The organism is Psychromarinibacter halotolerans (genome assembly GCF_029168315.1).
In the GTDB taxonomy this organism is placed as follows: domain Bacteria; phylum Pseudomonadota; class Alphaproteobacteria; order Rhodobacterales; family Rhodobacteraceae; genus Psychromarinibacter; species Psychromarinibacter halotolerans.
Genome location: NZ_JARGYD010000001.1, coordinates 956,372 through 970,451 on the forward strand (window position 1 = coordinate 956,372; position 14,080 = coordinate 970,451).

The 14,080-nt window shown below is 67.3% G+C and carries 13 protein-coding genes and 1 riboswitch; of the genes, 6 read left to right on the top strand and 7 right to left on the bottom strand.

The features are described 5' to 3' along the window. Positions 1–91 precede the first annotated feature (91 nt). Entirely contained in the window at positions 92–1,873 is a 1,782-nt protein-coding gene (locus P1K30_RS04490; protein ID WP_275631468.1) for an ABC transporter substrate-binding protein, read from the bottom strand. Positions 1,874–2,023: 150 nt separating this feature from the next. On the opposite strand from P1K30_RS04490, the gene P1K30_RS04495 reads away from it, so the two are divergent. After that, the gene (locus P1K30_RS04495; protein ID WP_275631469.1) at positions 2,024–2,917 is read left to right on the top strand and encodes an IclR family transcriptional regulator; all 894 of its coding nucleotides are present in this window, start codon (positions 2,024–2,026) and stop codon (positions 2,915–2,917) included. Here the strand turns inward: P1K30_RS04495 and P1K30_RS04500 are convergent. Genes P1K30_RS04500 through P1K30_RS04510 form a run of 3 tightly spaced genes read right to left on the bottom strand, consistent with a single transcriptional unit; the run spans position 2,896 to position 5,765 of the window. Continuing rightward, on the bottom strand, positions 2,896–3,252 hold the full coding sequence (locus P1K30_RS04500; RefSeq protein ID WP_275631470.1) for an L-rhamnose mutarotase: 357 nt from the start codon (positions 3,250–3,252) through the stop codon (positions 2,896–2,898). The genes P1K30_RS04495 and P1K30_RS04500 overlap by 22 nt on opposite strands. Further along, positions 3,249–4,298, bottom strand: a complete 1,050-nt coding sequence (locus P1K30_RS04505; RefSeq protein WP_275631471.1) for a Gfo/Idh/MocA family protein — start codon at positions 4,296–4,298, stop codon at positions 3,249–3,251. Before P1K30_RS04505 ends, P1K30_RS04500 begins: the two co-directional genes overlap by 4 nt. Before the next feature lie 9 nt (positions 4,299–4,307). Next, positions 4,308–5,765 carry a sulfatase family protein gene (locus tag P1K30_RS04510; protein ID WP_275631472.1) on the bottom strand — a complete coding sequence of 486 codons (1,458 nt, stop codon included), beginning with the start codon at positions 5,763–5,765 and terminating at the stop codon, positions 4,308–4,310. Between the two features lie 204 nt (positions 5,766–5,969). Continuing rightward, a riboswitch (TPP riboswitch) is annotated at positions 5,970–6,076 on the top strand. On the opposite strand from P1K30_RS04510, the gene P1K30_RS04515 reads away from it, so the two are divergent. From P1K30_RS04515 to P1K30_RS04535, 5 genes are all read left to right on the top strand, one after another. Next, positions 6,067–6,678, top strand: a complete 612-nt coding sequence (locus P1K30_RS04515) for a YkoF family thiamine/hydroxymethylpyrimidine-binding protein (RefSeq protein WP_275631473.1) — start codon at positions 6,067–6,069, stop codon at positions 6,676–6,678. It overlaps the preceding riboswitch by 10 nt. Positions 6,679–6,731: 53 nt before the next feature. Further along, entirely contained in the window at positions 6,732–7,499 is a 768-nt protein-coding gene (locus P1K30_RS04520; RefSeq protein ID WP_275631474.1) for an ABC transporter permease, read from the top strand. After that, positions 7,486–8,226: an ABC transporter ATP-binding protein gene (locus P1K30_RS04525; protein ID WP_275631475.1), complete on the top strand. Its 741-nt coding sequence runs from the start codon at positions 7,486–7,488 to the stop codon at positions 8,224–8,226. Before P1K30_RS04520 ends, P1K30_RS04525 begins: the two co-directional genes overlap by 14 nt. Continuing rightward, positions 8,223–9,203: an ABC transporter substrate-binding protein gene (locus P1K30_RS04530; RefSeq protein ID WP_275631476.1), complete on the top strand. Its 981-nt coding sequence runs from the start codon at positions 8,223–8,225 to the stop codon at positions 9,201–9,203. Before P1K30_RS04525 ends, P1K30_RS04530 begins: the two co-directional genes overlap by 4 nt. After that, positions 9,200–10,423: an NtaA/DmoA family FMN-dependent monooxygenase gene (locus P1K30_RS04535; RefSeq protein WP_275631477.1), complete on the top strand. Its 1,224-nt coding sequence runs from the start codon at positions 9,200–9,202 to the stop codon at positions 10,421–10,423. Before P1K30_RS04530 ends, P1K30_RS04535 begins: the two co-directional genes overlap by 4 nt. 10 nt (positions 10,424–10,433) lie before the next feature. Here the strand turns inward: P1K30_RS04535 and P1K30_RS04540 are convergent, their stop codons facing one another. Genes P1K30_RS04540 through P1K30_RS04550 form a run of 3 tightly spaced genes read right to left on the bottom strand, consistent with a single transcriptional unit; the run spans position 10,434 to position 14,074 of the window. Further along, positions 10,434–11,423, bottom strand: a complete 990-nt coding sequence (locus tag P1K30_RS04540) for an aldo/keto reductase (protein ID WP_275631478.1) — start codon at positions 11,421–11,423, stop codon at positions 10,434–10,436. Continuing rightward, on the bottom strand, positions 11,420–12,607 hold the full coding sequence (gene uxuA, locus P1K30_RS04545) for a mannonate dehydratase (protein WP_275631479.1): 1,188 nt from the start codon (positions 12,605–12,607) through the stop codon (positions 11,420–11,422). Before uxuA ends, P1K30_RS04540 begins: the two co-directional genes overlap by 4 nt. Next, on the bottom strand, positions 12,608–14,074 hold the full coding sequence (locus P1K30_RS04550; protein ID WP_275631480.1) for a mannitol dehydrogenase family protein: 1,467 nt from the start codon (positions 14,072–14,074) through the stop codon (positions 12,608–12,610). Positions 14,075–14,080 lie beyond the last annotated feature (6 nt).

The window sequence follows — 14,080 nt, forward strand, 5'->3', positions numbered from 1 at the left end:
TTCCCAGACCAGAGCTTCCATATTCGTTATCCAATCTTGCCTGTCGCTCCGGGCGCCGGTGTCCGGCGCCCGGTCTGCGATACGGATGCGTTTACTGCGTCGGTTCGAGGTTCAGGATCACCAGCTCGAAACCGGCCCACGGCAGGTAAGGCGCGATGTAGGGATCTTCCGCGTTCGGATATCCGGTCCAGTAGGTCGAGTTGAACACGAGCGTGTGCAGTTCCTCGGCCAAGCTGATCTCGGGGAGTTCCGACACGAAGATCTCGGCAGCTTGACGCACAAGCTCCATGTACTCGGGATCATCGGGCGACGGCTGAAGCGCCTCCATCTGGTCCAGAAGCGCGTCCAGTTCGGGGTTCTCGTAGCGGGTCGGCGCACGGTTGTTCTTGATGCTTTCGCCCGCCGGCGCCGAATACTTCGAGTGGAAGTGTTCGAGGGTCTGCCACGGATCGTACAGCGCGCCACAATGCGGGCCGACGTCCATCTGGTAGTTCCCGGCGATGTAGGCCTCGTTCTTGGCAGTCAGCTGCATCACCTTGAACAAGGCATCGAACCCGGCCTGCTTGAACTGTTGCGACAGGACCGGCCCGATCGGGTCACCCTGCGCGACCGCAAGCTCAAGCTGAAGCGGGCTGCCGTCCGCGTTCGCCCACATGCCGTTGTCGCCCTTGACGTAGCCACCGGCCTCCATGTGCTCGGCCACCTTCTCGACGCTGGGGTTGTCCAGTGCCTCAAGATCGACGGACTCGGCGATCTTGTCGACGTATTCGAGCATGCCGGAGTAGGAGCTGAGCGGCATCATGGCCTTCAGCACGCTGCCTTCGTAGGCAAGGTTGACGATCTGATCGCGGTCGATGGCATAGTTGATCGCGCGGCGAAGGTTTGCGTCGTCGAACGGCGTCACCTGGTTGTTGAAGCGCAGAGCATAGGTGCAGCCGTCGGGCGCGCCCCAGACCGGCCCCTCTTCGTTCCACGACACCAGCGCCGGGTTCTGAAAACGGATCGCCTCGTAGGCGCCGGGCTGGATCGACCTGCCCATGTCGATCTGGTTGGACGCGAACAGCTGAGGCATCGCCTCTTGCGTGCCGGGGACGTAGACGATGCGCTCTACCTTCGGCATCTCTTCGACAAAGCCTGTTTCGACCGCCCACCAGCTTTCACGCCGGTCAAAGGTCAGGGCCGACGAATTGGACGCGACCAACCGGTAGGGTCCGGTACCGACGGGCAAGCCGGCCTCTAGGTCGAAGTTCGCGAACTCGCTGGCGTCGGTGTCTGCCCAGATATGTTCCGGGACAACCACGAAGCGCGAAGCCTGTCCGGTCGCCAAGGTGTCCTGCGCCCAGCGAGGTCCGGGTTTCTTGAGCGTGATCGTCACCGTCAGCGGGTCCACCGCCTCGGCGCTTTCGACCCATTCGTCGATGGCCGACGAGAACAGCATTCCCGGCGATTCCGCCTTAAGCATGTTCAGCGAATAGACCACGTCGTCGGCGTCGAACGCTTCGCCGTCCGACCACTTCACCCCCTCGCGAAGGTTGACCGTGACGGTCATGAAATCGTCGCTGGTCTCCATCCCGGTCGCCAGCCACGGGATCCTCTCGTTCGTGTTGTGGTTGGTGTAGAAAAGCGACTCGTAAACCGTGTAGTGCAGGTTGTTCCGCATATGCAGAAGCACGCCGGCATACGGGTTGAAGTTGTCGATCGACGGGACCTGGTTGTAGAAATCCCAACCCTGCGAAATCAACGTTCGGTTGCGGGGGACATCCGGTATCCCCTGGGCCGTCGCCATCGTCGTTGCAGCCGACAGCACGGCGGCAAGTCCGTACATCGAGACTGCGCGTCGGGCACGCGCCCGCGCGGTAGAACCGTTTTGCATCTTATCCTCCCATTTGCATGAACCCGGTCTTTCGAACTCCGGACTCTTGACAGTCCGGTGTAGTTCACATATGCAAACCTAGGTTCACAAAAACTATGCACGCGATTCGGGATTCGGTCAAGCCGCCCGCCTTACGCAGGGAGACCGCACATGGCGAAGCCACCCTCGACCCCCGAAACCCCGGCGCCGGCCAAGTCGGTGAAAAGCGCAGAGCGCGTGCTGGACATTCTTGAACAGGCGATCCCCGCCGAACATGGCATTACCTTCACGGATCTCCTCAAGACTTTGAAATTCCCCAAAAGTTCGCTGCACGCCCTGCTCGACGTCCTTGTCCGCCGCCAGTATCTGGAGCTGGACGAGGACAGCCGCCGCTATACGCTTGGCATCCGGACGCTCGAGGCGGGTGAGGCCTATCTGCGCTCGCACGACATCATCAACGTCGCGCGTCAGGCGATGGAAGCGCTGGTGCAGCAGGTGAACGAAACCGCCCAGCTCGCGCGGCTGTCCGGGACGGAAAACGTCTACCTCGCCCGCGTGGACAGCACCCACGCGCTGCGGCTTCTGTCCGAAACGGGGGTGCGGCTTCAGGCCCATGCGACCGGCGTCGGAAAGGCGCTTCTTGCCGGTCTGGACGACGACGCGCTCGGGCGGCTGTATCCGTCCGAAACGCTGCCCGTCTACACCGACACCACCCTGTCGAACCCGTCCGCGCTTGCCGAAGAGCTTGAGCGCACACGCCGCCGCGGCTTCGCCGTAGACAACCAGGAGTACACACCTGGCGTGTTCTGCCTCGCCGTGCCGATTCCGGGCAACGAGGGCCGCGCCGAGGTGTCGCTGTCGGTCTCGGTGCCGATGACCCGCGTCTCTCGCAAGGCGTTGACGCACATCCTGTCCCAACTTGCGGCGACCAGCCTCGACATCTCGCGCCGCATCGGCAACACCGCCGGGAACGCCAAGCTTGCAGCCCTGAGCGACCCGGACATGGCCGGCGCGCAGATCGAGGCTTTGGTGCATTCGCCGCATTACGGGCTGGAACTGGACTGACCCCCAGCACCGCCCGCAGCGGTCAGCCGGAAGACCTTTTCCACCGGCACCCGCAGCGGTTGGTCGCCGTCCATCTCCAGCACATCGGCCATGTAGGCGCGCCAGCGCAGGATCACCGGATCCTCCGTCTCTGGCGGCGGCCCGTCGCGCAGCATGTGGCCGAACACCTGCCCGCCGGCTTCATCAAGAAAGATTTCGTACACCACGACCCCCGACGCCCGCAGCGCCTTGGCCATGTCTGGCCAGATCTCGGCATGGCGGCGTCGGTACTCCCCGGCCATGCCGGGCCGAAGGCGCAGCACGAAGCCCGTTCCGGTCAACGCCTCCCAGCTCATCGGGTCACAACCCCGACCATCTCGCCGCCCTTGTCCGCCGACGCCAGCATCGCGTGGATCGTGGCCGTCGTCATCGCCCCAATGGCGCCTTCCGACTGGTTCCTGCCGCGTCCCAGCGCAAGATCGACAAGTGCGTCCACCGGCGCAGCGCTGTTGACGGCCCAGTCCCCGGCCGACAAAGGCAGGGTCTCGCGCGTGCCGTCGTTCAGCTTGATGTCGCACCGGTCCAGATCGAACTCTGCCGTGACAAGCCCGAGGCTTCCGGCAAGGAAGACACGCATCAGTGCGCGTTCCCCTTGTGGCATCGCGACCGAGCCGGATACGGACACCGTCGCGCCCCCCTTGCAGCCCAGCACGGCGGAGTCCGCGATGTCGACACCCTCTGCAACGCGGGTCAACGCGGCCACCCGGTCCGGTACCAGCCCCGACAGATAGAACATCAGCGCAAGCGAATGGCTGAGCTGGCCATAGGCGAAGCCGCCACCCCCCTGCGGGTCCTGCCATGTCGATCTGTCCGGCCGGAAGAACGCCTCGTCCCACCGCTTCAACCCCGCTGCGCCGGTAAAAACCTCGCGCGTGACCGAGATGAAGGAGCACGACACGTGTTCGATCTCGCCGATCAGACCGTCCGCGATACGGTCGCGAAGGGCGCCGACATGCGGCAGGTAGTTGTGGGAGTTCGCGATCAGAAGGTGCCGATCGTTGCGCCGCGCGATCTCGACAAGATCCCAGGCTTCGTCCGGGTCCAGCGTCATCGGCTTCTCGCACATCACATGCGCGCCACCTTCAAGCGCCGCCCGCGCCTGTTCATAGTGGAACCTGTGCGGCGACGAGACGATCACAACATCCGGCCTGCGCGCCAGAACCTCGTGGTAATCCTCGGATGCGAACGCGAAACCGAACGCGTCCCGAACCCGTTCCAGATCATCGACGCCCAGCCTGCACACGCCATCCAATTCCACCTCGGCTCGCGCCGCGAGCGTGGGAATGTGGCTGTAGGCCGCGAACCACCCGGCACCGATCACGGCCGCCTTCAATTTTTGCATGACGTTTCCCTACATCTTCGGTGGCGCGAACTCGCCCACCTCCTCTGCCGAAAAGGCCGGAACGAAGGCCGGCTCCAGCGCACCTGCCGCGCGGTCCAGCAGTATCCCGCGAAACCGAGCGACCCGCGCCGCATGGGCCGGGTCGGCCGCCAGATTGTAACGCTCGAACGGATCGGCTGCGGTGTCGCACAGAAAGGGGTCCTCGTTTTCCGCAAGCACGTGGCCGCCGTCCTGCCGGACGTTCATATCGAACCGCCACCTTCCGCTGCGAATGCAGGCGCGCCGGGGCCATCCCCGGCCATCCGGCCAGCCGCCGACCTGTGCCGCCGAAGAGGCCGCGGCACCCGCGTGCCCCTGCCCGATCACCGAGAACACGTCGCGCTCAGGCGGATCGTCGAACAGGTCGCACCCGGCGAACTCCGGGTCCGGCGCGATCCCCGCCAGCCCGGACAGGGTGCGCGCAAGGTCCAGCGCCTCGGACGCGTCATTCCGCACCGTGCCCGCAGGCAGGCCCGGCGCACGCACGATCAGGGGTATCCGCTGAGACTGCGGCGCGTGGACCACCTTGGCCAGCAAGCCGCCCTCGCCCAGCGACGCCCCGTGATCCGCGTTCAGCACCACCACGGTGTCCGATCCCAGCCCCGCCTCATCCAGCGCCCCGATCAACCGGCCGACCTGATCGTCCAGCCATGTCACCAGCGCGGCGTAATCTGCCTGGGCCTGCTGCATCTGCGCCTGGCTCAGCTCTGGCCCGCCGACCGCCTCGGCGAACAGCGTCTCGTACCGGCTTGGGGTGCCCGCGGGCAGGTCGTGTCCGGGAAAATCCGCCGCGTGGTAGCGGGCCCTGTAACTGTCGGGGGGAAGCACCGGGGTGTGCGGCTGAAGGTACGACACCCGCAGCAGGAAAGGCCCGTCCCTTGCCGGTGCCGCATTGAGCCAGCGCAGCGCCGCGTCTGTCACCGCCTCGGGCGGATAGGCCACGTCATCCGGGAACCGCCCGCCGACCGGCGACGGAATCCCACGCGGCACGATGGCCTGTAACGCTTCGCTGCCAACGGCTTGCGCGAAAATGTTCATCCCGCTGCCGCGTGTATCGCTGTCTTGCCACGCCGCGTATCCGGACGGCAGGTGCGCCTTGCCGATGTTCGCCGTGCGATAACCCATGTCTGCGAAATGTTCGGGAAAGGTCCGCGCGATCCTCGGGACCGGATAGCTTTTCCACGCGCCTTCGTTCGAATAGATCCCCGTCCGCTCGGGCGGCTGCGCGGTTAGCATGGAACAGCGCGACGGCACGCAGGCCGGTGAGTTGCACCAGTGCCGCGAAAACCGAACGCCACCCGCCGCCAATGCGTCGATGTGCGGGGTCGCCGCACGGTCCCAGCCGGGACTGCCAGCGTCGCCCGCATAGCAGCCAAGCGATGACGCACGAAGCTCGTCCGCCATGATCCAAAGAATGTTCCGAGCCATCGCCAGACTCCTCCTTCCGGCAAGTTCTCATATATGAACCTCGGTTCTCGAAAACTGTAACCCACGCTCGTTCACAACTCAAGCTCCGGTTGCGACGTTAAGAACATCGTTGCGGACGGCGCGGACCACGCCCGGACAATGGGGGGGGCATGACCGATCCACGAGGGGTCGTTGACAATCTCCGTGCGATCGAACAGCCTGCGCGCACATCACCAGGGGTGCCCCGAGCGGGGCTGAGATGCGCGACGACGCGCGAACCCTTCACAGCTGATCTGGGTCATGCCAGCGGAGCGAGGGTCTTATGTTCATTGGCGCGCAAGTGTCTCTTTATCCGATGACGTCCGATTTCGTGGATGTCATCCTCACCGGGCTGAAAGGTCTGGATCCCTACAGAAACGATCTGCGGATCGAAACGGACGACATGTCGACCCTGATGGTCGGCGCTCCCGGTCCGCTGCTGGACGCGATCCGCGACCTGTTTGCCGCCGCCGCCCGGCGGCCCGAGCACGTGACGATGCACGTCACCCTGTCGCGCGGTTGCCCCGGCGAGCCCGACGACCCCAGCTGCCGGTGCGAGACGCTGACCCGCGCGCAGCACCAGCCGCTTGACCAGCGGCAGGCCGAGGCGCGCGCGGCGGTGGCCGATGCGCCGGTCACGGGTGTGGGCATCGACGTGCAGTTCTCGTTGTACGTGCTGGGTCAGGACCGGCACATGGACGAGATCTATGGCTGCATCGACTTCCTGAAGGCGTCCGGCACCTTCCTGAGGTCCAAGAACTTCTGCACCCGGCTGCGCGGCGACGCCGGCGCGGTGTTCGAGACGGTCCGGCAAGCCTTTTTGCGCTTCGGACCGGCAGAGGGTCACGTCACCATCGACCTGACCGCTTCGGCCAACTCGCCCAGCCTGCGCTGATCCCTGCCCTGCACCGCGCGGCGCCCCACGGTGTCCGCGCGCCCGGAGCCGTCATGTCCGCCGTTACGCGTATCCCGCCCGCCCTTGTCTTCGCGGTCCTTCTGCTGGCCGCGTGGGAGACCTATTGCCGCCTTGCGCAGGTGTCGCCGCTGGTGCTGCCACCGCCCAGCGGTGTGATGCGCGCATTGGTCGTGGAACGGGCCGAGATCCTGCGCCACGCGGTCAGCACCATCGCCGTCGCCGCGCTGGGGTTCACGCTTTCGGTGAGCTTCGCCTGCGCGGCCTCGGTCGCGCTGCACTTCGTGCCGTGGCTTCGGCGCGGGCTGATGCCGCTGCTGGTGGCCAGCCAGACGGTGCCGCTGGTGGCGCTGGCGCCGCTGATGATCCTGTGGTTCGGGTTCGGACTGCTGCCGAAAGTGCTGCTGGTGATCCTTGTCACCTTCTTCCCGATCCTCGTCAGCCTGCTGTCGGGCTACGCCCGTGCGCCCCGCGCCTATGTGGATCTGCTGACCTCGATGGGCGCCGGACCGGGGCGCGTGTTCCGGCGGGTGATCCTGCCGGTCGCGCGCCCCTCGTTCTTCGCGGGGCTTCGTATCTCGGCAACCTATGCCATCGTCGCGACGATCTTCGCGGAATACGCGGGCGCGCGGCGCGGGATCGGCATCTACATCCTGACCGCCAAGAACAACTTCCGCGCCGACCTTGTGCTGGCGGGCGTGGTGGTGTCGGCGGTGTTGACGCTGTGCCTGCTGGGCGCGTTGCACTTGGCCGACCGCTTGACGGCCCGCCGGTTTCGCGGAGGCGCCGATGCTGCGGATTGACGACCTGACCATCCGCGCCGGCGACGCGGTCCTGATCGACGCGCTGTCGCTGACGGTCGCCCCCGACGGGATCACCTGCCTGATCGGCCCGTCCGGTTGCGGAAAAACGTCCGTGATCAAATGGCTGGCGGGCATCCTTGATCCGGCGCTCGAAGCGCGCGGCACGGCCACCCGCGACGGCGCCCCGCTGAACGCGCCGGATGCCGCGCTGGCCTATCAGCCGCAGCAGGACGCGCTGTTCCCGTGGTTGACCGTGGCCGAGAACGCGGGGCTTGGGCTGGAGATGCGCGGGCAGTCGCGCCGCGCCGCGCGCGCCCGCACCGCGCCCCTGTTCGCGCCGTTCGGCCTGTCGGGATGCGAGGATCGGTTCCCGTCAGAGCTGTCCGGCGGGATGCGCCAGCGCGCCGCCTTCCTGCGCACCATCGTGCAGGACACCCGGTTCATCCTGCTGGACGAACCGTTCTCTGCGCTGGACGCGGTGACGCGCCTGCGGATGCAGGACTGGCTGTGCGCCCGCCTGACCGACACCCCGCGCGGCGTGCTGATGGTCACCCACGACCTGCACGAGGCCACGCAGATGGCCGACCGCATCCTTGTCATGTCCGCCCGGCCCGGCCGCATCGTCACGGACATTCCCCTGACCACGCCCCGCGCCGCCCGGACCGAGGCGGCGCTGGCCGACACACGATCGAAACTCAGAACCCTGTTGCTGGAGGAGACCTCATGATCCGCACCCTGCTGACCCTCGCCGCCCTGTCGGCCCCTGCCGCCGCGCTGGCGCAGGACCCCGTGACCATCGCTCTGGACTGGACGCTGAACACCAACCACGTCGGCCTGATCGCCGCCCGCGACCGGGGCCTGTACGACGACGCCGGGCTAGAGGTGGACATCCTGCCCTATTCCGACACCAGCTCGACCGCGCTGTTGGCGGCGGGCGCGGCGGATTTCGCCTATATGACTTCGCTTGGGTTCATGAGCGCACGCGCGGGCGGTGCCGACCTTGTGGCCCTGTGGGTGACCATGCAGCACGAAACGGGGCGGCTGGTCTACGGTGCCGACAACGCGGCGATCACCCGGCCCGCCGACCTGTCGGGCAAAACCTATGCCGGGTTCGGCAGCGACTGGGAGCACGCGCTGATCTCGACCATGATCGAGACCGACGGCGGCGATCCGGTCTACGACACCGTCACGCTGGGCACCGGCGCCTATGAAGCACTCGCCACCGGCGCGGTCGACTTCACGCTGGAGGTCGCAACGTGGGAGGGCGTGAACAGCGAATTGCTGGGCCGCGACCAGGCGTCCTTCGCCTACGCAGACTACGGCATCCCGGACCAGCAGAACGGCTATATCGGCACCCGAAGCGATTACCTCGGCGACCACGCCGACATCGTGGCGCGGTTCATGCAGGCGACGCAGCAGGGGTACGAATGGGCCGCCGCGCACCCTAACGACGCGGCCGAACTGATGATCGCCGCCGGAGACTTCCCGAACGCGGCGCTGGTCGAAGGCTCGATGCAGGCGATCGTCGAGGGCGGGTTCCTGACTGATGGCGACACCCCCGTCGGCGCCATCGACCCCGAGCGGGTCGCGCGGATGGCGAAGTTCCTGTTCGACAGCGGCGTCCTGAAGGGCACGGACGGTCAGCCGCTGGACTGGCCCGGCAGCGTGGCGGACTGGTACGACCAAGGCTGGATGGATCAATGATCCTGAACGCCGTCCTGTTCGGCCACGGCAGTCACGAAGCCGCGTGGCGGCATCCGGCGGTGCGGGCGACCGCGCCGCTGGACCTGGCGCACTGGACCGCCTGCGCCCGCGACGCGGAAGCCGGCGGCTTCGACGGGCTGTTTCTTGGCGACATCCTGTGCCTGCAGGACCACCCCGACCTGCACCCGTCCGAAACGCTGGACCCGTTCATGGTTCTGGCGGCACTGGCGGCGGCGACGACGCGGCTGACGCTGACCGGCACCGCCTCGACCAGCTTCAACCATCCGTTCCACCTTGCCCGCCGCATCCTCAGCCTGCATCACCTGAGCGGCGGGCGCGCGGGGTGGAACATCGTCACGTCGTCCTACCCGCAAGAGGCCACGACCTTCGGCTGGGACGCGATGCCGCCGACCGACACCCGGTACGAGATCGCCCAAGAGGTGGTCGAGGCGGTGCAGGCGCTGTGGTCCGCTTGGGACGGCATCGACCGGGTGGCGGACAAGGACGGCGCGCGATGGCTGACCGCCGCGCCGCAGCCGGTCCGCCGCGAAGGCCGCTTCGGGCGGCTGGACGGGACAGTCAACCTGTCGCCCGCGCCCTATGGACGGCCGGTGCTTGCGCAGGCCGGGTCGTCGGCCAAGGGCCGCGCCTTCGCGGCGCGCCATGCCGATCAGGTGTTCACGGTCCAAAACGACCGGGCCAGCGCCCGCGCGTTCCGGGACGAGGTGCGCGTCCTTGCCGCCAGCGCCGGGCGCGACCCCGACGCGTTGGCGGTGCTGCCCGGCGTCGTGCCCTTCGTGGCCGACACCCGGGCCGAAGCCGAGGCGCAACTGGCCGAGCTGTCGGAGCTTGTCGGGCAGCAGCACGTCCTGACCAAGCTGGCGCGGTTCATCGGGCTGGACCTGTCGGGCGACGATCCCGACGCCCCCTTCGCGCATCGCCCCGAGGACCTGCGCGACAACGCGTTCAGCAACTCGCGGGCGCGGCTGTTGGTAGCGGACGCACAGGACCGGGGGCTGACCCTGCGCGACATGGCGAACCGCTTCGCCGCCGGGCACGGTCACCTGCTGCTGGTCGGCACCGGCGCCGAGGTCGCGGCGACGCTGGACGACTGGATCGCCCACGGCGCCGCCGACGGGTTCAACGTGATGCCGCCCATGCTTCCCGGCGGCATCGCGGATTTCGGCGGGCACGTCATCCCTCACCTGCGCCACCGCTGACGCACAGCGATCAGCCGTGGATCGCCAGCGCGTCCATCTCGGGCCACAGCGCGTCAGGCAGCGGATCGGCGAAGGTGTCGAAGTTCCGCGTCAGGCTGGACGGCTTCGACGATCCGATCAGCACGCTGGCCACCACCGGGTTTTTCAGCGGGAACTGCAACGCCGCGTTGGCCAGCGTGACCCCGTGGGCCTCGGCCACGGCCTGCATCCCGCGCACCCGCTCCATCACCTCGTCGGAGGCCTCGGTATAGTTGAACGTCGCGCCCGGCACCGCGCCGGTGGCAAGGATGCCCGAGTTGAACACGCCGCCCACCACCATCGCGGTGCCGCTGTCCTCGCACATGCCCATCAGCCGCGTGCAGGCAGAACGATCCAGCAGCGAATAGCGCCCGGCCATCAGCAGACAGTCCAACCCGACCCGTTCCATCACGTTGACGCAGGCCTCGGCCTGGTTCACCCCCAGCCCGTAAGCGCCGATGGAGCCTTCGGATTTCAGTTGCTCCAGCGCCTTGATGCCGCTTTTGGCGAAGGTCTCCAGATGCGCCGCATAGTCGTCGCCGGTGAAGGTATCGGGTTCAAGGTCATGGACGAACAGGATATCGACCGAGGGCAGGCCAAGCCGCTGCAGGCTGTCTTCCCACGACCGCATGATGCCGTCGTAGGAATAGTCGTAGCGCACGTTGAACGGCAGCGCGTCGACAAAGCCGTTGTCGGGCAGCGGGCCGTCGGTGACCGGCGACAAAAGCCGCCCCACCTTGGTCGACAGCACGAAGTCGCCGCGCGGTTTGCCCTGCAGGTAATCGCCCAGCCGCCGCTCGGACAGGCCCTGCCCATAGTAAGGCGCGGTATCGAAATAGCGGATGCCCGCATCCCATGCGGTGTCCAGCACCTGCATGACCTGCGCGCGGTCCACCGGCTGGTACAGGTTGCCGATCGGGGCCGCGCCGAAGGACAGCTCGGTCAGGTTCAGCGCGGTGTTGCCAAGTCTGCGCGTCTTCATGCGGCTTCCCCGTCCAGTTGACGCGAGACGGTGCGGATGATGCCGCGCAGTTCTCCCAGCCCCTTGAGGCGACCGTTGTACGAGTAGCCGGGGTTCGTGACCTTGTCGATGTCGTCGCCCAGCAGGTGCCCGTGGTCGGGGCGCATCGGGATGTCCGGGCGGCGTCCCTCGGCGGCGGCGGTCCGTTCCTCGCGCAGCAGCGCCTCGATGATCGCGATCATGTCGCCGCGCCCTTCAAGGTGATCGTCCTCGAAGAAGGACCCGTCTTCTTCCACCGTGACATTGCGCAGGTGGGCGAAGTTGGTGCGCGAGGCGAATTCCTGCGCCATCGCTGTCAGGTCGTTGTCAGCCCGCGCGCCGTAAGATCCTGTGCACAGCGTGATGCCGTTGTGCGGGCTGTCGACCGCCGACAGGATGTTGCGCACGTCCTGCGGGGTCGAGACGACGCGCGGCAGGCCGAACAGCGAAATGGGCGGATCGTCGGGGTGGATGGCCAGCCGCACGCCCGCCTCTTCCGCGACCGGAACGACCTCGCGCAGGAAGGCGATCAGGTTGCCCTGCATCGTCTCGCGGTCGATGCCCTTGAAGCTGTCGATCAGCGCCGCGATGGACGCCCGCGTCTGGACCAAGGCGCCGCCCGGAAGGCCCGCGATGACGTTCTTTTCCAGCAGCAGCTTTTCGTCCTCGGACATCTCTGCCGCGCGCGCTTCGGCACGGGCCACCAGTGCTGCGTCATAGTCGTCGGACGCGCCGGGACGGTTCAGGACGAACACGTCATAGGCCACGAAATCCACCATCTCGAACCGCAGCGCCAGCCCGGTGCCCGGCGCCTTCCAGCGCAGGTCGGTGCGGGTCCAGTCCACGACGGGCATGAAATTGTAGCAAACCACCGGCACGCCGGCCCGGCCCACGCGCATCAACGTGTCTTTCCAGCGCCCCACCGCCTCGGCCGCGCCCTTGCCGCCGCTTTTGACGCACTGCTCCATCGGGATCGACTCGCAGACCGTCCATGTCATGCCCGCAGCTTCGATCATCGCCTTGCGCTTGAGGATCTCTTCCTCGGGCCAGACGGTGCCGTCCGGCACCTGATGCAACGCGGTGACAATCCCCGTGGCGCCGGTCTGGCGCACATGGGCCAACGGGATCGGGTCCGGCTCTCCGTACCATCTCCAGGTTTCCTGCATTCACCCCTCCTTGGTCATGCGGCGCAGGCAGGCAAGAACGCCGTGTGTGCGAATATCGGTGTAGGCGGCGGTAAGGTCCGCCGCAAATGTCTGATCCGGCGTCGTGCCGAACACGCGCGCGAAGCCTAGGAACCGCCGCACCACGTCTTCGGGCGGCAAGGCGTCCTGATCCGGCGCGTCCCAGTCGTGAAACGCCGGATCGTGGATCGCGACCCCCTGCCCCTTTTCGTTCGTCGCGGCGCAGGACCGCAGCCACAGCGCCAGCGCCAGCATCGGCGCCCCGTGCGGCTGACCCGCCGCGCGCAGTTCGCACAGCGGCGCAAGGATGCGCTGCGGCACCTTTTGCGACGCGTCCGAGGCGATCTGTTCCGCCTTGTGCTTCAGCGACGGGTTCGCGAACCGCTGCCGCAGCCCCACCACGTAAGCCGCGCCGTCGACCTCGGCCCGCAGCGTCGGACCTACCTGCCGCCAGTACAGGTCGATGAAATCGCGCACCTCTGGCACGGCATAAACCGCGTCCACCGTGGGAAGTCCGGCAGACTGGCCGATGGCGGCGATGGCGGTATGCGCGCCGTTCAGCATCCGCAGCTTCATATGCTCGAACGGTTCGACATCGGTCACGAACTCGGCGCCCGACTGTTCCAGCGCGGGGCGCGGCCCGGCGAAGTCGTCCTCGATCACCCAGCGGAAATAGGGTTCCGCCACCACCGGCCACGCGTCGGTGACGCCCAGCCCCGCCGCCACGCCGTCACGGTCGGCGTCGGTCGTCGCGGGCACGATCCGGTCGACCATCACGCAAGGACAGCGGATCGCGTCCCGGATGTGGTCCGCCAGCGCCGGATCGCGCAGCGCCGCGAAATCCGCCAGCGCCCCGTGCAGGATGCGCCCGTTCGAGGGAAGGTTGTCGCACGACAGCAGCGTCAGCGGCGGCGCACCGGCCTCGTGCCGTTGGCGGATCGCCTCGGTCAGGTAGCAGTAAATCGAGCGGGGTGCCTCCGGGTGGGCAAGGTCATGCACGATATCGGGATGGTCCGTCAGCAAGCGCCCGGTGGACAGGTCGGCGAGATAGCCCTTTTCCGTCACCGTCAGCGTCACGATCTTCACACGCGGATCGGCCAGCGCCGCCAGCAGCGCGGCGGGGTCCTCGGGCGCGACCAGCACTTCAAGGATCGAGCCCACCACGCGCAGCGTCTCGCCCTGCCCGTCCCGCTCGCAATAGGTGTACAGGGTATCCTGCGGCGCCAGCGCGTCGCGGGTGGTCGCGCTGCGCAGCGAGGCGGCGATGATGCCCCAGCCGGTTTCGCCCCGGTTCAGGCAGTCGTCGATGAACACCGCCTGATGCCCGCGATGGAACGCGCCCACGCCAAGGTGGACGATGCCGGGTGTCACCGCGCGGCGGTCGTACTGCGGGCGGGCGACGCCATCCGGCAGCCGGGTCAGCGCCGCGTCGTTCAGTCTGTCGGTCATACCGTC